Origin of the sequence: Sedimentitalea todarodis (genome assembly GCF_032595355.1) — a bacterium.
GTDB classification, from domain to species: Bacteria; Pseudomonadota; Alphaproteobacteria; order Rhodobacterales; family Rhodobacteraceae; genus Sedimentitalea; species Sedimentitalea todarodis.
The window spans coordinates 205827-231138 of record NZ_JASMWN010000002.1 but is presented as its reverse complement, the minus strand read 5'-3'; the positions used below and the strand labels follow the sequence as shown (position 1 = coordinate 231138).

Genomic DNA, 25312 nt, shown 5'->3' with positions numbered 1-25312 from the left:
CTTTAACAGTCTAGAGACGGAACGAGTACACGGACCCTGTGCAAGCTTGATGGCAAAAATCGCGTATATCCTGTTGTGCCACAAGGATCCTGACGCGATCATTGATCAGGCCCGGCGCCTGACGGCCGCCGGTGATTGCATCTCGGTCCACTTTGACGCCCGCGCCGGCGCCGAAGAATTCAACCGGATCAAATCCGCTCTTGCGGATGATGAAAACGTCACCTTTGCCGCCAAGCGGATCAAATGCGGTTGGGGCGAATGGTCGCTGGTGCAGGCGACGCTCCATGCCCTTCAGGCGGCCGAACAGGCGTTCCCGCGGGCCACGCATTTCTACATGCTGTCCGGGGATTGCATGGCGATCAAGACGGCACAGTACATCCACCAGTTTCTGGACGTCCGGGATGCCGACTACATCGAGAGCTTTGATTTTTTCCAAAGCAACTGGATCAAGACCGGGATGAAGGACGACCGGCTGATCTACCGGCATTTCTTTAACGAACGCAAGAACAAGGCCCTGTTCTATGCCTCGGTCGGCCTGCAGCGACGGTTGGGTCTGCAACGCGGCATTCCCGATGACATACAGGTCCAGATCGGCAGCCAATGGTGGTGTCTCAGGCGGCGCACGATCGAGGCTATCCTGGCGTTCATTCAGGACAGGCCCGACGTGATGCGGTTTTTCCGGACCACGTGGATACCGGACGAGACCTTTTTTCAGTCCCTTGTCCGCCACCATGTGCCGGAAACAGAAATCGAGACGCGGACTCTGACGTTTCTGATGTTTTCCGACTACGGGATGCCGGTGACGTTCTACAATGATCAGTATGATCTGCTGCTGGGTCAGGATTTCCTGTTTGCGCGCAAGATCAGCCCGGAGGCACGTGATCTGAAAGCCCGTCTGGGAGACTTGTATGCAACCCGCGACGTGGACTTCAGGATCAGTAACGAAGGGCGCAATCTCTTTGAGTTCCTGACCCAAAAAGGGCGCGTCGGGCGGCGGTTCGGGCGACGAGCCTGGGAGACCGGGAGCACCCTTGGGCGCGAGCGGGAACTGATGATCGTCGTTTGCAAGAAATGGCATGTGGCCAAGCGTCTGCTCGACTGTATCCGGAAGGTCACGAACCTGCCGGCGATTGAGTACCTTTTCAACGAAGAGGATACGCCGTTGCCCGATCTGGGCGGGATCGAGGGCAGTCTTGAGAAACGAACCCGGCACCGCCGGACGCTGACACGGCTGCTGTTTGAGCAATTCGAGACCGACAGGTTGATCGTGTGCATGGACCCGTCAAGTTTCGAATTGATGCAGGACTTTTACGAGGATCGGTCACAGACCCGCTTGCTGGAGGTTTCCTGTCAGTTCTCGGATGCTTATCTGATCGGGCATGCGCGACGCGTTGGCCTTTTGGGGCATCTGACGAACGAGGCCTCGCTTGAGCACCTGCTGCCGACGATCCGCAACGATATCGACTTTGAAAGCGACCGTATCCGTGATGCCGGGTTCTCGACCTATGCGCAGATGTCGGAGCGTTTCTCGCAAGAAGAGAATGCAACGGCGTTACAGGGCTTTCTGTCGATTTCGCGCGAAAAGGCCGTGCAGATTGTGGAGATGGACCATCTGTTTTCCGATTGAGGCGTTCCGCGCCAAGGCTGAATCACCGAACGCTGCCTGACTCTATGGATTTCAACGCGTTAAGTGCCATCTGATCACGCAGGCAGGACGTGAAACGCGCTCGGGGCGACCGGAGGATGGTTATGGCGCGAATGGGGGCGCGGCCCCCGCCGCCCTGCGGGCGCCTCCCCCGGAGTATTGGGACAAAGATGAAAGGGCCGCTCAGGGCGACCGCTTGCCGTAGTATAGTCCGACCACGTGTTCGGCCTCGGCGAAGAACAACCAACGGGATACCGCCGCACCGATCAGATGCGACACGACCGCCAGAGCCGCGAACATGTGATTGAACGGCAGCACGAGCAGGACAATCGGCAGCACGATCATCAGGAGCAGCGAGATCACACGGAGTTGCAGGCTGTGTTTGCGCCCGACGAGGTGAACGAACTCCTTCAGCAGATAGTTGGTGCCGGTGTGAGGTGGCTCAAACGCACGGAGCGTTCCGGCGTCCCCCAGGCCTGTCGCGGTTGCAAGGGTGCTGCCGGATCGTGACAAGGCCTTGTCGCCGACGATCCAGGCCGCAATCTGAACCGCGCCTGCCAGCGCCAGGAGGCCAATGGCGGCATCGGACTGTCCGGCCAGCAGGGCACCGCCGGCAATCGACAGTGACAGCAGCAAGGCGGGTGTCAGAGGCGTGTGCCAGCGCGGAACCGTGCGAAGCTGGGCATAGATCATCGAGGTGGTGAAGACGGCCAGAACGCTGGCGAGCGCGCCGACCAGGCCAAGGGCGCTCCATCGTGTGTCAAGAAACACAAGCCCGGCCCCGTAGATCGCCATCACCAGCAAGGCCAGAACCGCGCAGCACCCTTCGCGGCTGAGCCAGCTTGTACGCCACTGGCTGAACGCCTTGATGGCGCGTTCCGGATGGCCGAGGTGGAAGGTCGATGCCATCAGCCCGCCGACGGCGAGGACATAGGCAATGGCAAAGAAGGCGAACGCGATCCAGCCGGTCACATCGGGCATGCCAAGGCCAAGGAACGCGAGCATGCCAAAGCCGGCGCCGGACATGACGGTGAAGAGAATGACAGAGGGGGCGGGATGCATCAGTTTGTCTCGTCTTTGGTTGGCGCTCCGGGCAGGCGATCCAACGCCTTGTCCAGCCAGCCGAGAAAGCCGCTGGCGTCTTCGGCAACCGGTGCCAGAAGCGGTGCGAGGATATCGATCTGCTCTTCCAGTTGATCCTTGGGCCGGGGCGGAAGATATGTGTTGACCGGCTTGGTGCCTTGCTCGGGCATCAGGTCGATCCCGCCACGCTCTGCCGACAGGCGCGATACATTGCTGTCGGGATCGGCAAAATCGCCGAAATGGCGCGCGCCGGCGGGGCAGGTGCGCACGCAGGCGGGGACTCTGTCGACTTCGGGCAGGTTCTCATTGTAGATCCGGTCAACGCACAGCGTGCATTTTTTCATGACCCCCTCGGCCGCGTCGAGTTCGCGCGCGCCGTAGGGGCAGGCCCAGGCGCAAAGGCCGCAGCCGATGCAATCGCTCTCGTTGACCAGAACGATGCCGTCCTCGACCCGCTTGTAGCTCGCCCCGGTGGGGCAGACCGTGACGCAGGGCGCATCGGTGCAGTGCAGACAGGACTTGGGGAAATGGATCAACTGGGGCGCGCCTGTTTCTGGCTGCACCTCGTAGCTGTGCACACGATTGAGAAAGGTGCCGGCGGGATCGGCGCCATAGGGCTCCTGGTCCGAAAGTGGCGCACCGTAGTTCTCGGTGTTCCAGCCCTTGCAGCTGATCACGCAGGCGTGGCAGCCGACACAGGTGTCCAGGTCAATGACAAGGCCAAGTTTCTTTTCGGTGCTGGTGGGGAGATCAGTCATTTACCCACCTTCCATGCGAGGTCTTCGGGGCCCCGCCCGACCGGGGACTGAATCGGTGGGAAGGCCGGATCACTTTCGGTTGGGGCGGTGACCTTTTCGATGTTCACCCGCAAATCGAACCACGCGGCTTGTCCGGTGATCGGATCAGAGTTCGACCATCGCAGCCCGTCGCCCTTGGGCGGTTGCAGTTCATGGATCAAATGGTTGAGCAGGAAGCCCTTGGTCGCCTCGGGCGCATCGTTCGACAATGCCCAGGCGCCTTTGCGCTTGCCGATGGCGTTCCAGGTCCAGATCGTGTTCTCGTTCAGCCCGCCTTGATGAGCCACCGGGACCACGATTGACCCGTGTGCAGATGTGACACGAGCCCAGTCTCCCTCCTGAAATCCGTGCTGGTTCCAGAGTTTCGTCGGCACATAAAGCGGGTTGCGGCCGTGCAGTTGCCGCAGCCACGCATTCTGGCTGCCCCAGCTATGGTACATCGCCATCGGCCGCTGCGTCAGTGCGTGAATGGGAAAGTCGTCGGTATTCACGTTGTCGTCTTCAAACGGAGGATACCAGATCGGAAAGGGATCCATGGTCTGCCTGATCCGTTCGCGCAGGTGATCCGGCGGCTGGCGCTCTCCATGCCCTTCGGCGGCGCGCTGAAACTTGCGCATAGGTTCCACATAAAGCTGAAACAGATAGGGTTGGGGACTGTCAAACAGACCCATGCCGACGGCCCAGTTCTGATAATCCATGTTCCACGGTTTGTAGTAATCGGCCCCGTTCGGAATATGGCTGACGAAAAAACCGCCGTTTTCGATATACCGGTCAAGCTGTTCCGGGTTCACCGCGCCCCGCCCGGTCTGGGTGCCATCGCCGCGAAACCCGGCGAGTGGACCGATGCCCGGACGGCGTTCATGATTGACGATATAGTCGGCGTAATCCTTCCACTTGGGGCTGCGGTCGTCATTGGTAAAACCTGGCAGTTTCATCCGGTTGGCCAATTGTATCAGCGCCGTCTGAAACCCGCGCACATCGCGGTCGGGCTCGACCACGGGCCAGCGGATCGCATCCGCTGCCGCATCCGCTTCGCAAATCGGACGGTCCAGCAAGCTGATGCAATCATGCCGTTCCAGATAGGTCGTGTCCGGCAGGATCAGGTCGGCATAGGCGACCATTTCGCTGGAGTAGGCATCGGAATAGATGATGTGCGGGATCAGATAATCGCCGTTCTCGTCCTTGTCGGTCAGCATCTCCATGACGCCGCCGGTGTTCATCGAGGAGTTCCACGACATGTTCGCCATATACAGAAACAGAGTGTCGATCTTGTAGGGGTCGCCCGCATGGGCGTTCGAGATCACCATATGCATGAGACCATGGGCGCTCATCGGGTTTTCCCAGGTAAACGCCTTGTCGATGCGCGCGGCACTTCCATCAGGTTTGAGCGCCAGGTCTTCCGGTCCTCTGACAAAGCCAAGGTGCGGCCCGTCCAGTGGCGCATCCGGTCTGGCGGCACTATGGGGGGCCGGGTGGGCCTCGGCCGGTTTCGGATAGGGCGGTTTGAACCGGAAACCACCGGGCACTTCGACCGTGCCCAGCAGGATTTGCAGCACATGCAGAGCGCGACAGGTCTGAAACCCGTTGGAATGGGCGGATACGCCGCGCATCGCGTGCATCGATACGGGCCTGCCCGTCATCGTATGGTGTTTTTCGCCCCGAAAATCGGTCCATTCGCGTTCGATTTCAAACGCTTCGTCAAAGGCGACGCGGGCCAGTTCGGCGGCAATGGCGCGGATGCGCGTCGCCGGGATACCGCAGCGTTCCGCGACCGCTTCGGGCGCGTGCTCGGGTGACAGGTACCGGTCGGCCATGTGCTGAAACACTGTGCGGTGGCCGTCATGCTCGGCGCTCAGGTCGGGGTAGATACCAGCCGTGTCAAAGGCGGTGACCGCACCGCCTTTGCGATCCCGGACCAAAGGCTTTCCATCATCGTCGCGCAGGAACAACCCGGTGTCATTGTCCAGCAGCACGGGCGCGTTGGTGTAGCGCGACAGGTAGTCGAGATCGATCTTGCCCGCCGTCATCAGGCAATGGATCAGCGCCAGCACAAACAGCCCGTCCGTGCCCGGCGTAATGCCGACCCATTCATCGGCAATGGCGTTGTACCCGGTGCGGATCGGATTGACGCCGATCACCTTGGCGCCGCGTTCCTTCAGCTTGCCCAGACCGATCTTGATCGGATTGCTGTCATGGTCCTCGGCCACGCCAAACAGCATGAACAGCCTTGTACGATCCCAATCGGGCTGGCCAAATTCCCAGAACGCGCCGCCCATCGTATAGATGCCGCCCGCCGCCATGTTGACGGAACAGAATCCGCCATGCGCCGCGTAGTTGGGGGTGCCGTAATTCTGCGCCCAGAAGCTTGTGAAACTCTGGCTCTGATCACGGCCGGTGAAAAACGCGAGCTTCTCGGGGGCGTCGTGGCGAATGTTTTCCAGCCAGCCGCTGGCGATCGACAAGGCGTCGTCCCAGCTGATTTCCTGAAACTCGCCGGATCCGCGCGGTCCGACCCGGCGCAGGGGTTTGCGCAGGCGTGAAGGCGCGTTGTGCTGCATGATGCCCGCCGAGCCCTTGGCACAGAGAACACCCTTGTTGACGGGGTGATCCCGGTTGCCCTCGATATAGGCGACCTTGCCGTCCTTGAGATGCACATTGATCCCGCACCGGCAGGCGCACATGTAGCAGGTCGTCTTGCGGATCTCGTCGGAGACCTTGGGCGAAAGATCAAGCGTCGGCTGGATATGGGGCATTCGGTCTCTTCCTGATTTCGCTCACACTAGGGAGCGGTGTTGGTCCGGTAAAGATGTTCTGTTCCTTGCGGAGACTAAGAAATCTGTCCCGTTGTCCGGGGGCTGCACGGAATACTTCGATGTCACCCCCGCGCGGTGATCGGCACATAGTCGCGGGCCTCGGGACCATTGTAGAGCGTCAGAGGCCGGATCAGGATATTGCTGTGCTGCTGTTCCATACACTGGATCACCCAGCCCGGCATCCGCCCGATTGCAAAGATCGGCACATAGAGGTCCATCGGGATGCCGTGAAGCTGATAGATGACGCCGGAGTAGAAATCGACATTCACGTTCAATCCATGGCGCGCATAGGGCTTCATTGCCTCAACGACCGCCTGAAGAATTTCATACCATTCCGGGGCGCCCATTTCCTCGCCCAGCCTGCGCACCCCGTCGCGCATGTGCCGGGCGCGCGGGTCTTCCTTGCGATAGACGCGGTGACCAAACCCGGTGACGGCCTCGCGCGCGGATCGCTTGGCCTTGACGTAGGCGGCGGCATTTTCGGGTGTGCCGATGTCACGCACCATCTTCATCACGTCCTCGGCCGCCCCGCCATGTGCGGGTCCGGCCAGCGTCGACAAGGCCGTCACGATTCCACCATGCAGGTTCGCCTCGGTTCCGATGGTGACGCGGGCGGCAAAGCTGCTGGCGTTGCTGCCGTGCTCGGCGTGCAGGATGAAATCCACATCGGCCAGGTGCGCGGCCGCTGCGCTCGGCTTTTCACCCTTGAGCATCCAGAGCCAGTTGGCGGCATGTCCAAGATCTGCATCCGGCGCCACCGGATCACGCCCGTTGCGAATGGCCTCATGCGCCGCGATGATCATCGGGATCTGGCTGGTCAGCCGGATGCCGTTGGCGACAAACGCGTCTTCGCCCACGGTCTGGCTGGCAGGTTCCAGCGCTGCCAGCGCCGAGACCGCCGTACGCAGCACATCCATCGGGTGCCCGTGTTTGCAGGCGGCGATGATGTCGAACACTTCGGTCGGCAGGGTTCGGGCGGCCTTCAGCTCTGCGTCGAACGCGGCCAGGTCGTCGGCACTCGGCAACGCGCCGTGGATCAGCAGGAAACACACCTCTTCAAAGCTCGACTGGGTGGCAAGATCGTGAATCGAATAGCCACGATATCTCAACTCCCCCGCCGCGCCGTCGATATCGCTGACCGCGGATCGTTCGAAATAGACGCCTTTTAGGCCACGGTTGATCTTGACGTTTTCGGTCATCACTGTCTCCTTCTGAGCAAGGCAGGGGATGAGATGTCGGCATTGGAACGCGCCCTTGAGCGGGCAAAGGCAGAGACTGGGCGGGTGGTCTTTCCGGAAATGGAGGACCCGCGCATCGCCGAGGCGGCGGCGCGGATGCAGGCCGAGGGTCTGTGTGCGCCGGTTGCCCTTGCCGAAGCCAACGGGGAACTGGTCGCGGCGCTGGTTAGAGCCCGCGGGATGAAAGAGGCGCTGGCGCGGCGGATGCTATCGCGGCCATTGTACCGCGCCGCGGCGATGGTTGCGGCGGGACAGGCCGACGCGATGGTGGCCGGAGCGATTGCCTCGACAAAGAAGGTGATTGAGGCGGCGAGCCTGGCCATCGGCCTGGCCGATGGCGTGGCATTGCCGTCGTCATTTTTTCTGATGCGGTTCCCGGACGGGCGCGAGTTGATCTTTGCCGATTGCGGTTTGAATATCTCGCCGGATGCCGGGGGACTGGCCGCGATTGCGCGTGCATCGGAAACCACCGCCAAAGCACTGCTGGGGCAGGCGCGCGTCGCGTTGCTGTCCTTCTCTACTGGCAGTTCCGGGGCAGGCGACAGTGTGGACAAGGTGCGCGCTGCCGCAGTGGCCACGGGTTTTGCCGGCCCGGTGCAGGGGGATGCCGCGCTGAACCCAGCAGTTGCGGCCCTCAAGGGATTGGGGCGGGGAAATGCCAATGTATTGGTCTTCCCCGATCTCGATGCGGGCAACATCGCGTACAAACTGGCGCAGGAACTCGCGGGTGCACAGGCGATCGGGCCCGTCCTGCAAGGGTTTCGCAAGCCGGTATGCGATCTGAGCCGGGGCGCGACGGTGGACGACATCATCGCCGCCACCGCCGTGACACTGGCTCTGGCATAGGGCGCGACCGGTGCAGAATGTCGATGCGATGACCACATCATGCCACCACATTGCCCCGGATTCCCAAGGGGAAAACCGGGGCTGTTCTGACGGCACGAGGTATGATCATACCTGTTGTGGCCGCATGTCCTGTGCACTGATCCCCGCCACTTCCACCGGGTTCTTCATCGCATCGCGGCGGAACGGGTCACCCAGTTCCTGATTGATCATCGCTTCGATCAGGGTGGTTGTCCCGGCCTTCTGGTCGCGGATCGCCTGATCAAGCGCCTCGGTCAACTCTTCCATGGTGCGGGCCACGACGCCCTTGAGGCCACAGGCATTGGCGATACCGGCATAGGACACGTCGGTGTCAAGTTCGGTGCCGACAAAGTTGTCGTCAAACCACAGGGTCGAGTTGCGCTTTTCCGCGCCCCATTGATAGTTGCGGAACACGATCTGGGTGACGGCGGGCCATTCGTCGCGACCGATGGCGGTCAACTCGTTGACCGCGATGCCAAAGGCTCCGTCGCCTGAAAACCCGACAACCGGTACATCCGGGCAACCGATCTTGGCACCGATCACCGCCGGCAGACCATATCCACAGGGCCCGAACAGACCCGGCGCCAGATATTTGCGGCCGTCCTCGAACGACGGATAGGCGTTGCCGATGGCACAGTTGTTGCCGATATCGGAACTGATGATTGCGTCTGCGGGCAGCGCGGACTGGATCGCGCGCCATGCCATGCGTGGGCTCATCCAATCGGGTTTGTCGGCGCGGGCGCGTTCGTTCCAGTCAGTGCCGGGATCGTCGTCCTCGTGGTCCATCGACGACAGTTGCTGCGCCCAGCGGGATTTGGTTTCGGCGATGCGCGCCTTGCGGTCGGCGCGTCCTGCGTCGCCTGCATCATCGGACAATTGTGCCAGGATACCGTTGGCAACCTTGGCGGCGTCACCGACGATGCCCACGGTGACCTTCTTGGTCAGTCCGATGCGATCGGGGTTGATATCGACCTGAACGATCTTGGCGTTGGCGGGCCAGTATTCCATGCCATAACCGGGCAGGGTGGAAAACGGATTCAGCCTTGTGCCGAGGCACAGAACCAGATCCGCGGATTTGATCAGCTCCATACCCGCCTTGGAGCCGTTATATCCCAGCGGGCCGGCAAACAGCGGGTGATTGCCGGGGAATGCATCATTGTGTTGGTAGCCAACGCAGACGGGGGCATCCAGACGCTCGGCCAGCGCCTTTGACGCCGCGATCCCGCCTTTGGACAGGACAACACCGGCGCCGTTCAGGATCACGGGGTTCTGCGCCTCGCTCATCAGTCTGGCGGCCATCGCAACCGAATTCTCGCCACCGGGCGAGCGCTCGAACTCAATCGGTTCCGGGATTTCGATATCGACGATCTGGGTCCAGTAATCGCGCGGGATGTTGATCTGTGCCGGACCGGACAGCCGCTTGGCCTGCGCGATCACGCGGGACAGGACTTCGGCGACGCGCGAGGGATCGCGGACCTCTTCCTGATAGGCCACCATGTCTTCGAACAGTTTCATCTGCTCGACTTCCTGGAACCCACCCTGGCCAATGGTCTTGTTTGCCGCCTGTGGCGTCACCAGCAACAGCGGCGTGTGGTTCCAGTAGGCGGTTTTCACGGCAGTGACAAAATTGGTGATGCCGGGACCGTTCTGGGCGATCATCATGCTCATCTTGCCGGTGGCGCGGGTGTAGCCGTCGGCCATCATTCCGGCGCTGCCTTCGTGGGCGCAGTCCCAAAACGTGATTCCAGCCTTGGGAAACAGGTCGGAGATTGGCATCATCGCCGATCCGATAATCCCGAACGCATGTTCGATGCCGTGCATTTGCAGTGTTTTCACAAAGGCTTCTTCGGTGGTCATTTTCATTTCTGGACTCCATCCATGCAAGAAGGTCCGGTGAAAACGCCGGCCTGATCAATCGGTTCTACCTGCCGAAGCCGGTCTGCGCTTAGGGCCAGTTCGACTGCTCCCCTATATCCAGAAGCGCGCGATAAATCATGGTAGGATGCGCGCGCCCGAAGGTAGCCGGGCGAACGCATTCACAAGGAGCGCATGCCATGACTGATCCCTCTATCATCACGCAAGATCGCGAGAAGGCTGGAGATTCGGCTGAAGGGCACGCCAAACCGGCCTCGAACGAGCACAGGCTGGGGATGCTGATGGACTATACCAAGCTTCATATCGGGCTCTACGCCGTGGTCATCACGACCCTGATGGCGTTGAGAAAAATCGATGCCCAGATTGTACCTGAGTACTACCGGCTACCGATCATCATTTCTTTGGTATTGGTTCTCTTCGCCGGGCTGTGCGGCGGCATCATTGCCAGCAATTTGCCGGAGCAAAAGGACTTTGACCAGTTCTGGGATAACGGCGTTGGGATTTGGGGAAAAAACGACCTATTCAAAACACGTTATGTTGCGCGGTTTGAGCACATATTCTTCTGGCTGGGAGTGCTGAACGCGGTTTTTGCCGTCCTGTGCGGTGAAACGTATTTCCTGGCAATCAAATCCTGAGCCGTTGATTTGCGAAATGCCTGGATATCTTCCCGATTCCCTCTCCGATGCGCGCGGATGAAATTGAGGAGTAACCCAGTCGGTAGAAATGGGTCGGTCTGTCTGGACCTGCGAAGAACGGGGCCCCGGCTTCGATCAAGACACCCTCCTTGGCCAGAACGCGCATGCAATCCGAGGTGTCGGTCTCTTCAGGCGCTTGCATCCACAATGATGATCCGCCGTAGACCCCGCGCCCGGCTATTGTCAGGCCATGATCGCTCACGGCCTTTTCGATGACCTGCCGGCGTTCATGCAACGCTTTGGACATCCGCCGGATCTGAGCATCAAAGTGACCAAGGCTGAGGAAATAGGCGGCGGTGCGCTGCAAGTGGCCCGGGGGGTGGCGCAGCACGCTGGCGCGCAACGCGCGGGCCTGCCGGATGAACGGTTCGGACCCGACAATGTACCCGAGCCGCAGCCCCGGGCATAGCGATTTCGAGAAACTGCCCACGTAGATCACCCGCCCGTCGCTGTCCAGGGATTTGAGCGAAGGGGACGGGGCGGCAAGGAACGCCAGTTCGAACTCGTAATCATCCTCGACTATCAGCGCATCCAGTTCGCGCGCCCGGTCCAGCAACGCGCGTCGCCGTGCCAGCGGCATGGTTGCCGTGGTCGGCGACTGGTGGCTGGGGGTGGTGAAGATCACATCCGTGTCAGATGGCAGTTCCTGCGGTGGCAGGCCATCGGCGTCCACCCGCAACGGGGCCAACTGGCATCCTGACTGCCTCAGAATGTCGCGCAATGCGTGGTAACAGGGGTCTTCGACCGCTGCCTTGCGCGTGGAGTCGAGCAAGACCTGAGCCGTCAGCCACAGGGCATTCTGCGCGCCCATGGTGATCAGGATTTCCTCTGGTCTGGCCGCGATTCCGCGCCGGGGAAGTGTGTGCCGCGCGATGAATTCCACCAGCAGAGGATCGTCCTGATCGTAGTAGTCCCCGGTCAGGGAGGTGAAGTCCTTTTGCCCCAAAGCGCGCAACGCACAGAGCCGCCAGTTGGCATGATCAAACAGCGTTGGATCGGCCTGACCATAAATGAACGGAAACCGGTAACTGTGCCAGTCACCCGGTTTGTGGGGGGTGTCTCCGCCAGTGAAGGTGCGGCAAAAGGCACGGGGCCAATCGACCCGATCCGGTGTCCTGTGCGATGGGGCATAGACTGGGGGTACGGGCGCATTGTCGGACACGAAATAGCCTGACCGGCCACGCGATGTCAGGTAGTCGTTCGCCAGCAATTCGGTATAGGCCAGCGTCACGGTGATCCGGCTGACTCCGAGATGGTTGGCCAGTTTGCGCGAAGAGGGGAGTTTTTCGCCCCGATGAAACCGGCCGGACAGGATGCCCTCGGCGACAACCTGCTGGATCTGCGCCTGCAGCGTGCCCTGTGCGTCGGGATTCAGAAAAAACGTCTCAACCGATATTGCCATGCTGCAGGATAGGCTGGACTTAACGGGATTTGCAATCTGGACTTAACGCCGCGGTGCCGTTCAACCGGTCTTCTTCCAGATGCCACGCGAGCCGGATACACAGCTGAGTTCGGGAAACCGCACCAGGTCTTCGGGCAGCACCGCAATCAGATAGGCCGAAGTCTGCATCGAGGCGACAAGATGGGATTCGTATTGTTGCATCATGTCCGGATCGTGAAAGGGGCGGAAGGAATAGATCACATCGTGGCCGCCATAGTCAAAGGTCATGGCATCCGCGACGCTCAATTCCGTATCGAGATCAAACGCGGCCTTGCCCTCTGCGATCCGTCCCGCGTCGATATCGAACCCGGCCAGCGCTTCGGTCTTGAGCACATTGCCCGATCTTACCAGCGCCAGGTTGCGCCCGGTGCCGCAACCGACATCAAGAAATCGAACGGGGCGGTGGCGCAGTACCGGATCATCAAAATCCGCGTCCAGCGCCAGAACCCGTTCAAGCACGATCAGCAGGTCAAAGAACCGCGCCGGATTGATCGGGAGATACCCGAAGGAGCCTTCATGCCCCTTCAGGGTCTGTGCGCTCTGGGTCCCGCCTCCGAGATCCCTGGGGTCGAGCCATGACGAGATACTGCGCGACAAGGCACCCTTGCAGCGCTCGGCATCTGCCAGCTCCATGCGCGCAGCGGCGAGCGCATCGGTGTGCTGTTCGTGTTTGCTGGCATAGGCCCGCGAGGCTTGGTGATAGCCCTTTCGGGCACTCGCAAAATTGCGCCGCGCCCGGTCGAGCGCCTTGCGCAGCACTTCGCTGCGGGCATTCAGCGAGCGCAGGTTCGCCCCCAGATTGGCAGTTGGCGACTTTGCCGTGTTGATCAGCAGGGAATCGATCCGGCCACTGACGGAGTCGAATTTCTTTTGCACCTCGTCCAATTCGATCATGGCGCTGTCCAGTGCGCCAAGGGCTGCGTGCAGCCGGGCAGATGCGTGCTCTTGCGAAGTATCGGGGGCTTGCATGGCTGCGTCCTTTGCGGGCAGGGGCGGTTAGGCCATTCTGCACAGCTTGGACAATGGACAAAGACCTTTCGGTCAAATCTTGAACGGACAGAAACCAGCCAACGACGGGCTGCCCTGGTTCAGAGCGGTTTTCCTGGTCAGGGTTCGGCCTGGTTGCTTTGACAACTGCTGGCGCACGCAGGGGCCTCAGCCACCCGCGCGCGCCATTGTCATTCAGCCGAAGACGCGCCCCAATGCGCCATCCACCGCGTCGGTGATGCGGTCTATGTCATCAGCCGTTGCGATCAACGCCGGCGAGAAGCACAGCGTGTTGTTGTAGCCCGGAATCGAGCGGTTGGTCATACCGATGATGACGCCCTGGGCCATGCAGTCGGCAACCACTGCCGTCACCTGCTTTTCTGCCGTTGGCACCCGGCTGTCGCGATCCTGAACCAGCTCCGCGCCGACAAACAGACCCTTGCCGCGGACGTCACCGATGACCGCGTGTTTCTCCATCAGCGCGTTCAGGTTGTCCATCATCCGGGCACCCATCTGGTTGGTGTTCTCCAGCAGGTTTTCGTCTTCGATGATGCGAATGTTCTCCAGCGCCGCAGCGGGCCCGGCGGTGCAACCGCCAAAGGTCGAGATATCGCGGAAATAGTCGAGCGGGTCGTCGGCATTTGTCTTGAAACTGTCAAACACACCTTCGTTGGTCACAAGGCAGGCAATGGCCGCATAGCCCGAGGCGACACCCTTGGCCATCGTCACCATGTCCGGTTTCACCCCGTAATCCTGATAGCCAAACCAGCTTCCGGTGCGCCCGACGCCACAGACAACTTCATCGATATGCAGCAGCAATCCGTATTTTTCGCAGATCTCCTGCACCCGTTCCCAGTAGCCGCTTGGCGGGGTGATCACGCCGCCGCCAGCTGTCACTGGCTCAAGACACAGGGAGCCGACGGTGTCGGGACCTTCGCGCAGGATCGCCGCTTCGATCTGGTCGGCGGCCCACAGGCCATAGTTTTCGACCGGCGCGCCGTCCTGTTCAAAGGCGCGGTATTCCAGGCAATGGGGCACGCGCACGAAACCGGGTGTGAACGGGCCGTATTGCGCGCCGCGCTCGTCCTGACCGCCTGCGGACAGACAGGCGATGGTGGTGCCGTGATAATCCCGGTCGCGGTACAGGATCTTGTGTTTCTTGCCGCCGAACTTCTTGTGCGCGATCTGGCGCACCATCTTGAACGCCTTCTCGTTCGCCTCGGAGCCGGAGTTGGTATAATAGACGCGGCTCATCCCCGGCATTTTTTCGATCAGCTTTTCGGCAAACAGTGCGCCGGGAATCGATCCTGCGGAACCGGCGAAATAGTTCAGTTTGATCAACTGGTCACGGACGGCGTTGGCAATGGATTCACGACCATAGCCGACATTTACCGTCCAGACACCGCCGGAGACCGCGTCCAGATGCTCTTTGCCCTTCTGGTCCCAGACACGCATGCCCTTGCCCTCGACGATGATCCTGGGATCGGTCGTCTCGTAGGGCTTGTGTTGGCTCAGGTGATGCCAGATATGCGCCTTGTCGGCCTCGACCACGTGAGAAATATCATTTTCGCTGAACGTACCGTCCATGGCATGTCCTTTCCGGGAACAAGGGATACGCGCGACAAGTCTGGCCTGAAAAGCCAGAGTCGCTACTTCTGCAGCATGAGGGCAAAAGCCGTGTACATCGTAGGGCCAGTTGCGCTCTCAACTTGAGTCCAAATTCGGATCATCACACCGAACGGTCAGCGCCGATAGCTGCATAGCATTCTGAAATACATGATAAAGTGTTGAATTGTCAAGAATTTGTCCATGCAGTTCTGAACTGCCGGCCGGTGGTTCCATACAGGCGCTTGGGGAGGTGTTGCTAACCTTGAATCAGGGCGAACTCCTGTCGGTTTTTCGCCCATCCGGTTGCGGTAAGACAACGTTGCTCAACATTGTGGCCGGCGTGCTGGCACCGACCGAAGGGAAGATCGTTCTGAACGGGCATACCGTGAGCGGCCCCGACGCAGAGCGCGGCATGGTACTTTAACAAGGTGCGCTTTGGATCATGGCCATCGCGGCGCGTTCGGGGGTGTCGGGCGTCAATATCTCGAAGGTGCACGCGGCCTGTCCCCTGGGCGCCCGCAAGAGCCAGATCATGCGCTTTGTGATCGTGCCCAAAGGCCTGCCAGAGCCGGGATGTGGTCGGTTTTTCCGGGTATTCTGAACCAGATCTGCGAACGTCGAACAATGCGCCCTGCGTTTTTGCGCTTTTGGCCTTCCAATTTGCGCCCAAAGCTGCATCTTGCCTTCATGACGCATTCGGTGAGTTAATGCTGTTCAATGCACGTTCCGGCTGTATCGGGGCGTTGATAGACGGTTCTGACAACCGCTGAATATGCGTCCAGGCCCGAATGAAATCACATGGAGTTTTCAATGACATTTACGCGAATGGTTGCGGCCGCTGGCGCCGTTCTTTCCCTGTCGGTTGGTGCAGCGTTGGCATCAGACGGGGTTTTGCCGTCAAGCGACAGCGTCTTTACCAAATGGGGCGAGGCCGAAGGTTGGACGATCTATCAGGATGAGACCCGGCAGTCCTGTCTTGCCGAGCGCGTGGACGATGCCGGCAACGTCCTGCAAATGGGGCTGACCGCCGATCACACGCTTGGCTATCTCGGCGTGTTCACCCAGGCCGATATCGGTCTGTCCGGCGGCAAGGAGAAGCTCCTGATTGCGATTGACGGTGATCTTTACGAGGGTGAAGCCCAGCAAAAGAGCAAGCATCTGGCCGACGGCTACACCGGTGGCTATGTGCTTTCAAATGATCCGAAATTCATCTCGGACGTGATGAAGAAATACGACATGGTTGTCATGCCGGAACATGAAGGTGCGTTTGTGATCAACCTGGAAGGGACGTTCAAAGCCATCGAGGAGAGCCGCAAATGCAACGAGGAAATCGGCGCCTGAGCCAACCTGGGGCACTATGATACCGCCCGCGCGCGTTGCGCAGGGCCTGCTCCTTCATGAACGCCCCCATCGCGGTTTCGCGGTGGGGGATTTCTTACAGACAGTCGAGCAACAGCGACCTGGTGTTCTCGGGCGTCATTTTCACCGGATTTCCGCCGGTGCTGGGGTCCTTCAACGCCGAGGTGACCAGCGCGTCGATATCGGGATCACCCACTCCGAGATCGGTCAGCGTCTTGGGAATGCCCAGCCGGCTGGTCAGACTTCCGACGAAATCGTAGAACCCGTCAAAACCGTCCTTGATGCCCAGATAGGCGGCGGCCATGATCAGCCGGTCTTCTATCGCGGGGCGATTGAAACGCAGCACCGGTTGCATCACCACGGCGTTGGTGGTGCCGTGATGCGTGTTGAAGACAGCGCCGATGGGATGGGACAGGGCGTGGATCGCGCCCAGTCCTTTCTGAAACGCCGTCGCGCCCATCATCGCCGCGCTCATCATTTCCGCCCGCGCCTTCAGATCGGTTTTGTCGGCATAGGCGGCGGGCAGGTTTTCCTTGACCAGCCGCATCCCTTCCAGCGCGATGCCCTGACTCATCGGGTGGTAATGCGGTGAACAGAACGCCTCCAGGCAATGGGCAAAGGCGTCCATTCCGGTGCCCGCCGTGATCGCGCGCGGCATATCGACCGTCAGTTTCGGATCGGCAATCACCACCGAGGGCAGGAGTTTCGGGTGAAAGATGATCTTTTTCTCGTGGGTGAGCGAATTGGTCAGAACCGATGCACGCCCCACCTCGGACCCGGTGCCGGCCGTCGTTGGCACGGCGATGATCGGCGCAATGGCGTCGGCATCGGCGCGGCTCCACCAGTCGCCGACATCTTCGAAATCCCAGACCGGCCGGTTCTGGCCAGCCATGAAGGCGACCAGCTTGCCCAGATCAAGGCCCGACCCACCGCCAAAGGCCACCACCCCGTCATGGCCGCCGTCCTGATAGGCGACGACGCCAGCGGCAAGGTTGATTTCGTTCGGGTTTGGATCGACGTCATGAAACATCGCCCGGCCCAACCCGGCGGAATCCAGAACATCCAACGCGTGCTGGGTGATCGGCAGGTTCGACAACCCCCTGTCGGTCACCAGCAACGGGCGCTTGATCCCATTCGCCTTGCAGGCCTCGGCCAGCTCGGAGATACGGCCCGCGCCAAAACGGATCGCGGTGGGATATGACCAGTTCACGGTCGCAGTCATGGCAATTTCCTCAGATGATAGGATTTCGTGCGTGTCAGGTGATGGTAGCCGAGCACCGATAGCCCGCTATCGCGTCCGGTGTCCTTGCATCCTGTCCGAAAGAGCACCGGGTCAGGATAACCGGCGCAGGTCGTGAAATCGGTGCCGGTCTCACGCCGCGCACCAATGGTCTCGGCGCGTGCGGTGTCGGTGATCCAGACAGATGCGTTCATGTTGATGGGCTCCAGAAAATCCGGGGGCAGGCGAAGTCAGGCGGTGTCAGGCCCGCTCAAAACCACGGGCGATTTCGTAGTCGGTCACAGCCTTGTCAAATTCCTCGATCTCCCAGCTTGCCGCCCGACAGTAATGGTCGATCACATCTTCGCCCATGGCGGTACGCAGCATCGCGGAACCGTTCAGTGTCGCCAGCGCGTCGCGCAGGGTGCGGGGGATTTCGCCCGCCCGTTCGGCCTCGTAAATGTCGCCGGTCGTGGGCTTTTGCAACTCCAGTTCCTCTTCGATCCCTGCCAACCCGGCGGCCAGTTGTGCGGCCTGTGCCAGATAGGGATTCATGTCCGATCCCGGTATCCGGCATTCCACCCGCACGCCTTTGCTGTCAGCACCGCAAAGGCGGAACCCTGCGGTGCGGTTGTCGACCGACCAGACCGTTTTGGTCGGGGCAAAGGTGCCTTTGGAGAAGCGCTTGTAGCTGTTGATGTAGGGGGCCATGAACACCATCATGTCGGGAGCGTATTTGATCAACCCCGCCACATAGTGCCGCATCAGGTCGGACATGCCGTGATCACCCGCCGGGTCATGAAAGGCGTTTTCCCTGCCCTGCCACAGCGATTGATGGACATGCGCGGAACTGCCGACGCGATCCGGATGCCATTTGGGCAGAAAACTGGCGGCGTGGCCTTGCTGATCCGCGATTTCCTTTGTTGCGTGTTTGGCGATGGTGTGGAAATCTGCGGTGTCCAGCGCCGGGCCGTATCTGATGTTCAGCTCTTCCTGCCCGGCTTCGGCCTCGCCCTTGGAGTTTTCGATCGGGATGCCGGCGGCATAGAGGTGATTGCGCAAGGGGCGCATCACAGGTTCTTCGCGGCTGGTTTGCAGGATGTTGTAATCCTCGTTGTAGCCGCTGATCGGGGTCAGGTCGCGGTAGCCGCCCTTGGCAATCTCGGCAAAGGATTTCTCGAACAGGAAGAATTCCAGTTCGGTGGCCATGACCGGCGTCAGCCCCATCGCCTCGCAACGGGCGATCTGGCGTTTCAGCACCGCGCGGGGCGAATGGCTGATCGGCTTGTGGTTGTGGTGGTCCAGTACATCGCAGAGCACCATGACGGTGCCCTCCAGCCACGGCATCGGGCGGATGGTGGTCAGGTCGGGTTTCATGACGTAGTCGCCATAACCGGACTGCCAGCTTGTGCTGGCATAGCCATCGGGCGTGGCCATCTCCAGATCGGTGGCCAGCAGGTAGTTGCAGCAATGGGTCTCTTCCCAGGCGCTGTCGACGAAATGCTGCGCGAGAAAGCGTTTGCCCATCAGTCGGCCCTGCATGTCGACGATGCAGGCGAGAACGGTATCGACCGTGCCGTCCGTAACAGCCGATTTCAGTGCCTCAAATGTCATCAATCCCGGCATGATCTGTCCCTTGTTGGTATTGCTGGTCTTTGCGCCACTGCCCCGGCGCGTGACCGGGACAGCGGCAATTCGTGACGCCGATGGCCACTAGCCGTAGCGATAGGGGCGCCCGGCCTTCTGCATGTCGGCGTTGTACTTCTTGAAGATCTCGACAACCCTGGCCTTGGTTTCGGATTCCGCCGCGATCTCGTCCCAGAAGACCAGCGCGGCCTCTTCGACGGTCGCCCATTCCGCGTCCGGGATCGTGGTCAGCTCCATCTTGGTTCCATCGACCCGCAACGCGGCTTCGCCGCCCCAATACCACCACTGGCGGTAATAATGCGACTGGTCACAGCAGACCCGGAACAGGGTTTGCAAGTCTTCCGGCAACTCGTTCCAGCGGTCCATATTGGCAAAGAACGATCCCGCCCATGCGCCGGAAATGTTGTTGGTCAGGAAGTAGTTCGTCACATCCGCCCAGCCTACGGTGTAGTCCTCGGTGATGCCCGACCACGCGATGCCGTCCAGTTCGCCTGTTTGCACGGCGACCTCGATGTCTTCCCAGGGCAGCGTCACCGGCACCACGCCGAACTGAGCCAGGAAACGACCGGCTGTGGGGAAGGTGAACACACGCTTGCCCTTGAGATCCTCAAGGCTGCGGATCGGATCCTTGGTGGCGAAGTGGCAGGGGTCCCAGGAACCTGCACTGATATGCTTGACGCCGACTTTGGAATATTCGGCGTCCCAGATCTCGTTCAGACCGTACTGGTTGAACAGGACCGGTACATCTAGGCTATAGCGCGAGCCGAACGGAAAGTAGCCGCCAAAGACCGTCACTTCGGTAGGCGAGGCCATGCTGTCATCATCGGATTGCACCGCGTCGATGGTGCCGCGCTGCATCGCCTGAAACAACTCGCCTGTCGGCACCAGTTGATCGGCATAGAAAAGCTCGATCTGCATCCGGTCCCCCGCGATCTTGTTGAACATCTCGATTGCCGGGTCGATCACATGCGCCGCCAGTGCCGGTCCGGCATAGGTCTGCATGCGCCACTTGATCGTGGATTGCGCCAGCGCAGGGGTGGCCAGGGCGGCAGGTGCGGCCACCGCGGCTGTGCTCAGGAACTTGCGTCTTGTTGTCATCGGGTTTTCTCCTAGTTGGTTGTTGTCGTTGTTTCCCCTCTCTTGGCCGGAGGGTTATTTTCCGTAGATCCAGTTGGGCAGCCACAGGGCAATCTGTGGAAAACACAGGATCAGCGTCAGCGCCAGGATCATCACCAGCACAAAGGGCAGGATCGATCCATAGATATCGCGCAGGGTAATCTCGGGTGGCGCCATCGCGCGCATCAGGAACAGGTTGTAGCCAAAGGGCGGTGTCATATAGGCAATCTGTGTTGTGATCGTATAGAGCACACCATACCAGATCAGATCAAATCCAAGCGCCCCGACCAGCGGTACGTAGAGCGGCGCAACGATGACCAGCATTGCGGTGTCATCCAGGAATGTGCCCATCAGGATAAAGCTGAGCTGCATCAGGATCAGGATCACCCAGGGGTTCAGCCCCAGCTTCTCGGTAAACAGGCTTTCGATTGCCTTGACGGCTCCCAAACCGTCAAAGACCGCGCCAAAGGCAAGTGCCGCAAGGATGATCCACATGAACATGCAGGAAATGCCAAGGGTGTTGCGGACCGAATTCTCGAACACCTCGCGGGTCATGCGACCTTTGAGTACAGCCGCCCCGAATGCCGTCATCGCGCCGATGGCCGAGCTTTCGACCAGCGAGGTCCATCCGTTCACAAACGGGATCATCATCGCAAAGAAAATGCCGAACGGCAGCAACCCGGCGCGTAGCAGGCGCAGCTTTTCCGGCAGCGGAATGTTGCGCTCTTCCGGCGGCAGGACAGGTCCCAGAGAGGGATTGATCTTGCAGCGGATCACAATATAGAGAACGAACATCGCCGCCATCATCAGCCCCGGCACGACACCGGCCAGCCAAAGCTGTCCCACCGGCTGGCGCGCGATCATCGCATAGAGCACCAGCACCACAGATGGCGGCACCAGAATGCCCAGGGACGAGCCGGCCTGGATCACGCCGGTGACCATCCGCTTGTCATAATTGCGCCTGAGCAGTTCCGGCAGTGCGATTGTCGCCCCGATCGCCATGCCCGCAACCGACAGCCCGTTCATCGCTGAGATCAGCACCATCAACCCGATGGTGCCCACCGCCAGCCCGCCCGACAACCCGCCCATCCAGACGTGGAACATCTTGTAGAGATCATCCGCGATGCGCGACTCGCTGAGGACATAGCCCATGAAGATGAACATCGGCAGGGTCAGCAGCGGATACCATTTCATCAGCTTCATGGCCGCAGAAAACCCGAGGTCATAGCCGCCCCGGTCCCCCCAGAGCAGCAGCGCCGCCACAACCGCCACAAACCCGATCGCCCCGAATACGCGTTGCCCCGTCAACAGCATCAGCATCATCGTCGAAAACATCAGCGTGGCGATCAGCTCATGGGACATCAGGTCTTTTCCCCGACGTCCTGCCCAGCCAGGCGCAGAATGTCCTTGAACAATTCGCTGATCGCCTGAAGCAGCATCAGCGCGATGCCGGTGATCATGATCACCTTGATCGGCCACAGATAGGGGCGCCAGGCCGTGGGGCTGCGCTCTCCCCCGTATTTGAAGGAATAGATCGTACTTTCAATGCCGCCCCAGAGCAGGATGGCCAGGTAAGAGATCAGGAACAGCACGGTGATCGCATCGGTCCAGGCCTTGCGGCGCGTGCTCCATTCGCCGTACAGAAGATCCATCCGTACGTTCGAGCCGAGCTGAAGCGAATAGGGACCACCGAGGATGTAGTAGGCGACCATCGCGAACTGGGCCATTTCAAGCGTCCAGAGCGACGGCACACTGAAGGTTTTGGAGATCGAGGACCAGAGCAGGATCGCCACCATAACGAAGATGCCGTACATCACGATACGGCCCACACGGTAGTTGATCGCATCAATCACGCGGACATAGGCTTTGAGCACACCGATCATGTGGATACTTTCAACGGCGGCGCCACGCCCAGATCGGCGCAGGCCGCCACGATCCAGCGGGTCAACATGGCCACCATCGCGGTCTGCGCGGCGGCATCGCGGATCAGGTCATTGCGGATTTCCAGCATCACGTTGATCGCCCCGATGGGCAGCGCATGGGTGCGCAGGGTATGGGTGACGCCATCTTGCGGCCCATAGGGATCGTTCAGCCGCACGATCCGGGCGGTATGATCCGCCGCATTGGACATCATGGCACGGGCCAGCCTCTCGTCGCTGTCGCAGATCAACCCGATTTCGACATCCCGCGTCTGACCCCGATAGACTGGCGTAAAGCTGTGTACCGTGATCATGACCGGGGGCGAGGCAAACCGGTTCATCACGCCCTGCAACCCATCGCGGAACGGGTCATGAATGGTGGTGACGCGATTGGCGCGCTCGGCGGCGTTCAGGTTCTGATTGCCGGGAATATCGTGGATTTCGCTGTGGTCCGGAATTGCGTCCGGCGCTTCGGGCGGGCGGTTGCAATCAAACAACAGGCGCGACAGGTCGCTGGCGACAAGCGGCGCATCCAGTGCGCTGCTCAACCCCTGTGCAACCGGCAGCGCCCCCGAATCCCAGGCGATATGGCTGTCCAGCAACTCGGGGCGCAAACCGAGATCGCCATACCGCGCAGGAATCACGCGGGAGGCATGTTCGCACACCACCATAACAGGTCCGCGCCCGTCGCGATTGTGCACGGTCACCGCGGTTTCTCTCTGATCGCTGTCTGGTCCCGGCATGATCAAATCTGGTTCACTTATCCCTGTTGTGAAAAGTTTTCTTCACAGAATGCGGTTCTGTCAATCAAACTCTGAAATTATTCCTTCACGATGTGCCGGGCTGTTGGTATTGTAAGCAAAACGGAGGGCGCGCCGGGTGTCGGATGCATCGGAAACCATTGCTGAACGGTTGCAGGAGGCGTTTGATACGCTGACGCGGGCGGAAAAGCAGTTGGCTGATTCTCTGCTGCAGAACTATCCGGTGTCCGGGCTGTCTTCGATCACGCAAGTGGCGCAGAATGCCGAGGTGTCCACGCCAACCGTGGTTCGAATGGTGCAGAAACTGGGCTATTCCGGCTTTCCCGCGTTTCAGGCGACGCTTCGGGACGAGTTGGAAGCGCAGATCTCCGACCCGATCAGCAGGCGCAACATCTGGGCAGACAAGGTGCCCGAAGCGCATATCCTGAACCGCTTTACCGACGCCGTGATAGGCAACATCCGCCAGACCCTGACCCAGATCGATCTCGAGATGTTCGAACGCTGCTGTGCGATGCTCGCCGATGCCGACCGGTCGGTCTATGTGGTCGGCGGGCGTATCACCCGGTCCTTGGCGGAACATTTCTTTCTGCACATGCAGGTCCTGCGTGCGGATGTGACCCATATCCAGTCTGTCTCGAACGCATGGCCGCATTACCTGCTTGATGTCAGCGCCGGCGATGTTGTGGTGATCTTTGATGTGCGCCGCTACGAAAACTCGACTCTCAAGCTCGCCGAGATGGCGCGCGAGCGGGGCGCGGTTATCGTGCTGTTTACCGATCAATGGCGCTCGCCTGTGCATGATCTGGCCGATTGTTCGTTTTGCGGGCGGATCGTGGTGCCGTCTGCTTGGGATTCTTCGGTGACGTTGCTTCTGATGCTGGAAACGGTGATCGCGGACGTGCAGGAACGCACGTGGGATAAGACACGCGACCGGATGGAAGCGCTCGAGGACATGTTTGACCGCACCCGCTTCTTTCGGAAGTTTACATAACGGAAGGGAGAAAGGTGATTGTTGACAGGGCCCGCGATATGCGTCCTTCTCTGACAAAAGGAACAAAAAGGAAAACAGAGGCGACGCGACTGTCGCAAATCTGTTTCGCGGCACTGGCAGGTGTCGGGCCGTGGTTCACAAAATCAACAACAGGGGAATGACATGAAACACAAATTTATGATCGGCGCGGCGGTTGCAGTGTCGCTGGCTGGCATGACGGGCGGCGCATCTGCAGACAATCTGCGCCTGCTGACATGGGGCGGATACGCGCCCGACGACGTGATCGAGATGTTCGAGGCGGAGACCGGCCATACCGTCGAGGTCACGCTGTCAAACAACGAAGAAATGATCGCCAAGCTGCGCGCCACGGGGGGCGGCGGGTTCGATCTGGCCCAGCCGAGCCAGGACCGGATCGCCGGGCCGCAGGCCGAGTTTGGCATCTACAAACCGATCGACCTGAGCCGTATCGATGCGTCGCAATTCATCAGCTCGATGCTGGCCGCGACCAAAGCCAACACCACCGTGGACGACGCCGTTTATGGTGTGCCCCATGTCTGGGGAACCAGCGGTCTGGTCGTCGACACCGCCAAGGCCGGGATGGTCAGGGATTACACTGATCTGTGCATTGACGAGGTCGCCGGCAAGGTATCTTACCGCCTGAAACGCCCGACGCTGATCGGGTTTGCCTATGCGATGGGCATGGATCCGTTCGCCGCCTATGGCGACCCGGTGGAATATGAAAACATCATGAACCAGGTCGAGTCCGAATTGATCGAATGCAAGCCCAACGTCAAAACCTATTGGGGCGGTGGTGACGAGTTGATGGGGCTGGTCCGGTCCGGCGAAGTCGTGGCGGCGATGGCCTGGGACACCGGCGGTTGGAAACTGAACGCCGACAATCCCGACGTGACCTTCGTCGCCCCAGCATCCGGTGCCCTGGGCTGGATCGATACATTCGTGTTGCCCGCCAAGGGCAAGGCGGATGATGCGGCCTATGACTGGATCAACTTCGTGATGCGGCCCGAAGTATCGGCAATGATCACCGAAGCAGCAGGCAATTTCACCGCGTCGCAGGGCGCGGACCAGTTCGCGTCTGACGAACTCAAGGCACGGTTCCAGGAGAGTTTTCCGCCCGCGGCAATCGACAACATCAAGTGGTATCCGCCGGTGCCAGCCGGTCTTGAAGCCATCGAAGGCGGCATTCTGGATCGCGTCAAAGCCGCCAACTGAGACCTGAAACATCCTTGCGGCATC

The 25312-nt window shown here is 60.3% G+C and carries 20 protein-coding genes and 3 pseudogenes; 8 read left to right on the top strand and 15 right to left on the bottom strand.

Annotation, left to right across the window (positions count from 1 at the left end):
- Positions 1-49 precede the first annotated feature (49 nt).
- On the top strand, positions 50-1627 hold the full coding sequence (locus tag QO231_RS03860; RefSeq protein ID WP_316773509.1) for a DUF5928 domain-containing protein: 1578 nt from the start codon (positions 50-52) through the stop codon (positions 1625-1627).
- 201 nt (positions 1628-1828) lie between these two features.
- On the opposite strand, the gene QO231_RS03855 is transcribed toward QO231_RS03860, so the two are convergent.
- The 4 genes from QO231_RS03855 to QO231_RS03840 form a co-directional block, all read right to left on the bottom strand.
- The gene (locus tag QO231_RS03855) at positions 1829-2707 is read right to left on the bottom strand and encodes a dimethyl sulfoxide reductase anchor subunit family protein (protein WP_316773508.1); all 879 of its coding nucleotides are present in this window, start codon (positions 2705-2707) and stop codon (positions 1829-1831) included.
- Complete coding sequence (locus QO231_RS03850; RefSeq protein WP_316773507.1) at positions 2707-3486, bottom strand: 4Fe-4S dicluster domain-containing protein; 780 nt, start codon at positions 3484-3486, stop codon at positions 2707-2709. The genes QO231_RS03855 and QO231_RS03850 overlap by 1 nt, the downstream gene beginning before the upstream one ends.
- A complete protein-coding gene (locus QO231_RS03845) occupies positions 3483-6278 on the bottom strand; it encodes a molybdopterin oxidoreductase family protein (protein WP_316773506.1) in 2796 nt (931 codons plus the stop codon). Before QO231_RS03845 ends, QO231_RS03850 begins: the two co-directional genes overlap by 4 nt.
- A gap of 122 nt (positions 6279-6400) precedes the next feature.
- Positions 6401-7537, bottom strand: coding sequence for a citrate/2-methylcitrate synthase (locus QO231_RS03840; RefSeq protein WP_316773505.1), 1137 nt, complete (start codon positions 7535-7537; stop codon positions 6401-6403).
- A gap of 33 nt (positions 7538-7570) precedes the next feature.
- Between QO231_RS03840 and QO231_RS03835 the strand changes: the two genes are divergently transcribed.
- Positions 7571-8422 carry a phosphate acyltransferase gene (locus tag QO231_RS03835; RefSeq protein WP_316773504.1) on the top strand — a complete coding sequence of 284 codons (852 nt, stop codon included), beginning with the start codon at positions 7571-7573 and terminating at the stop codon, positions 8420-8422.
- 105 nt (positions 8423-8527) lie between these two features.
- Here QO231_RS03835 and xsc read toward each other — a convergent pair whose 3' ends face one another.
- Entirely contained in the window at positions 8528-10303 is a 1776-nt protein-coding gene (xsc, locus tag QO231_RS03830; RefSeq protein WP_316773503.1) for a sulfoacetaldehyde acetyltransferase, read from the bottom strand.
- Between the two features lie 191 nt (positions 10304-10494).
- Between xsc and QO231_RS03825 the strand changes: the two genes are divergently transcribed.
- Positions 10495-10950, top strand: coding sequence for a hypothetical protein (locus QO231_RS03825; RefSeq protein WP_316773502.1), 456 nt, complete (start codon positions 10495-10497; stop codon positions 10948-10950).
- On the opposite strand, the gene pdxR is transcribed toward QO231_RS03825, so the two are convergent.
- From pdxR to QO231_RS03810, 3 genes are all read right to left on the bottom strand, one after another.
- A complete protein-coding gene (gene pdxR / locus QO231_RS03820; protein ID WP_316773501.1) occupies positions 10940-12412 on the bottom strand; it encodes a MocR-like pyridoxine biosynthesis transcription factor PdxR in 1473 nt (490 codons plus the stop codon). The two genes, QO231_RS03825 and pdxR, sit on opposite strands and share 11 nt — an antisense overlap.
- 60 nt (positions 12413-12472) lie before the next feature.
- Positions 12473-13420, bottom strand: coding sequence for a class I SAM-dependent methyltransferase (locus QO231_RS03815; RefSeq protein ID WP_316773500.1), 948 nt, complete (start codon positions 13418-13420; stop codon positions 12473-12475).
- A gap of 213 nt (positions 13421-13633) precedes the next feature.
- Positions 13634-15025: an aminotransferase family protein gene (locus QO231_RS03810; RefSeq protein ID WP_316773499.1), complete on the bottom strand. Its 1392-nt coding sequence runs from the start codon at positions 15023-15025 to the stop codon at positions 13634-13636.
- A gap of 222 nt (positions 15026-15247) precedes the next feature.
- Here QO231_RS03810 and QO231_RS03805 point away from each other — a divergent pair.
- The 3 genes and pseudogenes from QO231_RS03805 to QO231_RS03795 form a co-directional block, all read left to right on the top strand.
- Positions 15248-15464, top strand: a pseudogene (locus QO231_RS03805) (ATP-binding cassette domain-containing protein); the annotation flags it as partial.
- Between the two features lie 12 nt (positions 15465-15476).
- Positions 15477-15614, top strand: a pseudogene (locus tag QO231_RS03800) (ABC transporter permease); the annotation flags it as partial.
- A gap of 242 nt (positions 15615-15856) precedes the next feature.
- Positions 15857-16387: a hypothetical protein gene (locus QO231_RS03795; protein WP_316773498.1), complete on the top strand. Its 531-nt coding sequence runs from the start codon at positions 15857-15859 to the stop codon at positions 16385-16387.
- A gap of 94 nt (positions 16388-16481) precedes the next feature.
- Here the strand turns inward: QO231_RS03795 and QO231_RS03790 are convergent, their stop codons facing one another.
- From QO231_RS03790 to QO231_RS03760, 7 genes and pseudogenes are all read right to left on the bottom strand, one after another.
- Positions 16482-17627, bottom strand: a complete 1146-nt coding sequence (locus QO231_RS03790) for an iron-containing alcohol dehydrogenase (protein ID WP_316773497.1) — start codon at positions 17625-17627, stop codon at positions 16482-16484.
- Positions 17624-17839, bottom strand: a pseudogene (locus tag QO231_RS03785) (aldehyde dehydrogenase family protein); the annotation flags it as partial. The pseudogene QO231_RS03785 and the gene QO231_RS03790, both read right to left, overlap by 4 nt.
- Positions 17840-17885: 46 nt before the next feature.
- Positions 17886-19250 carry a glutamine synthetase family protein gene (locus tag QO231_RS03780; RefSeq protein WP_316773496.1) on the bottom strand — a complete coding sequence of 455 codons (1365 nt, stop codon included), beginning with the start codon at positions 19248-19250 and terminating at the stop codon, positions 17886-17888.
- Between the two features lie 87 nt (positions 19251-19337).
- A complete protein-coding gene (locus QO231_RS03775; RefSeq protein WP_316773495.1) occupies positions 19338-20369 on the bottom strand; it encodes a TRAP transporter substrate-binding protein in 1032 nt (343 codons plus the stop codon).
- Positions 20370-20423: 54 nt separating this feature from the next.
- On the bottom strand, positions 20424-21749 hold the full coding sequence (locus tag QO231_RS03770; protein ID WP_316773494.1) for a TRAP transporter large permease: 1326 nt from the start codon (positions 21747-21749) through the stop codon (positions 20424-20426).
- Positions 21749-22270 (bottom strand): TRAP transporter small permease subunit, encoded by a 522-nt coding sequence (locus QO231_RS03765; protein WP_316773493.1) that lies wholly within the window; start codon positions 22268-22270, stop codon positions 21749-21751. The genes QO231_RS03770 and QO231_RS03765 overlap by 1 nt, the downstream gene beginning before the upstream one ends.
- Positions 22267-23049: an N-formylglutamate amidohydrolase gene (locus tag QO231_RS03760; protein ID WP_316773492.1), complete on the bottom strand. Its 783-nt coding sequence runs from the start codon at positions 23047-23049 to the stop codon at positions 22267-22269. Before QO231_RS03760 ends, QO231_RS03765 begins: the two co-directional genes overlap by 4 nt.
- A gap of 136 nt (positions 23050-23185) precedes the next feature.
- On the opposite strand from QO231_RS03760, the gene QO231_RS03755 reads away from it, so the two are divergent.
- Both QO231_RS03755 and QO231_RS03750 read left to right on the top strand, forming a co-directional pair.
- Positions 23186-24058, top strand: a complete 873-nt coding sequence (locus tag QO231_RS03755; protein ID WP_316773491.1) for a MurR/RpiR family transcriptional regulator — start codon at positions 23186-23188, stop codon at positions 24056-24058.
- Positions 24059-24235: 177 nt separating this feature from the next.
- Entirely contained in the window at positions 24236-25288 is a 1053-nt protein-coding gene (locus tag QO231_RS03750; RefSeq protein WP_394356570.1) for an extracellular solute-binding protein, read from the top strand.
- Positions 25289-25312: the final 24 nt, after the last annotated feature.

Bases quoted from the DNA above. Each gene is read 5' to 3' on its own strand.
- QO231_RS03810 (WP_316773499.1), bottom strand. From the start codon at position 15,025: ATGGACGGTACGTTCAGCGAAAATGATATTTCTCACGTGGTCGAGGCC.
- QO231_RS03765 (WP_316773493.1), bottom strand. From the start codon at position 22,270: ATGATCGGTGTGCTCAAAGCCTATGTCCGCGTGATTGATGCGATCAAC.
- QO231_RS03795 (WP_316773498.1), top strand. From the start codon at position 15,857: ATGACATTTACGCGAATGGTTGCGGCCGCTGGCGCCGTTCTTTCCCTG.
- QO231_RS03750 (WP_394356570.1), top strand. From the start codon at position 24,236: ATGATCGGCGCGGCGGTTGCAGTGTCGCTGGCTGGCATGACGGGCGGC.
- QO231_RS03775 (WP_316773495.1), bottom strand. From the start codon at position 20,369: ATGACAACAAGACGCAAGTTCCTGAGCACAGCCGCGGTGGCCGCACCT.
- QO231_RS03855 (WP_316773508.1), bottom strand. From the start codon at position 2,707: ATGCATCCCGCCCCCTCTGTCATTCTCTTCACCGTCATGTCCGGCGCC.
- QO231_RS03860 (WP_316773509.1), top strand. From the start codon at position 50: ATGGCAAAAATCGCGTATATCCTGTTGTGCCACAAGGATCCTGACGCG.
- QO231_RS03840 (WP_316773505.1), bottom strand. From the start codon at position 7,537: ATGACCGAAAACGTCAAGATCAACCGTGGCCTAAAAGGCGTCTATTTC.
- QO231_RS03770 (WP_316773494.1), bottom strand. From the start codon at position 21,749: ATGTCCCATGAGCTGATCGCCACGCTGATGTTTTCGACGATGATGCTG.
- QO231_RS03780 (WP_316773496.1), bottom strand. From the start codon at position 19,250: ATGCCGGGATTGATGACATTTGAGGCACTGAAATCGGCTGTTACGGAC.
- QO231_RS03815 (WP_316773500.1), bottom strand. From the start codon at position 13,420: ATGCAAGCCCCCGATACTTCGCAAGAGCACGCATCTGCCCGGCTGCAC.
- QO231_RS03835 (WP_316773504.1), top strand. From the start codon at position 7,571: ATGTCGGCATTGGAACGCGCCCTTGAGCGGGCAAAGGCAGAGACTGGG.
- QO231_RS03825 (WP_316773502.1), top strand. From the start codon at position 10,495: ATGACTGATCCCTCTATCATCACGCAAGATCGCGAGAAGGCTGGAGAT.
- QO231_RS03790 (WP_316773497.1), bottom strand. From the start codon at position 17,627: ATGACTGCGACCGTGAACTGGTCATATCCCACCGCGATCCGTTTTGGC.
- QO231_RS03845 (WP_316773506.1), bottom strand. From the start codon at position 6,278: ATGCCCCATATCCAGCCGACGCTTGATCTTTCGCCCAAGGTCTCCGAC.
- xsc (WP_316773503.1), bottom strand. From the start codon at position 10,303: ATGAAAATGACCACCGAAGAAGCCTTTGTGAAAACACTGCAAATGCAC.
- pdxR (WP_316773501.1), bottom strand. From the start codon at position 12,412: ATGGCAATATCGGTTGAGACGTTTTTTCTGAATCCCGACGCACAGGGC.
- QO231_RS03760 (WP_316773492.1), bottom strand. From the start codon at position 23,049: ATGCCGGGACCAGACAGCGATCAGAGAGAAACCGCGGTGACCGTGCAC.
- QO231_RS03850 (WP_316773507.1), bottom strand. From the start codon at position 3,486: ATGACTGATCTCCCCACCAGCACCGAAAAGAAACTTGGCCTTGTCATT.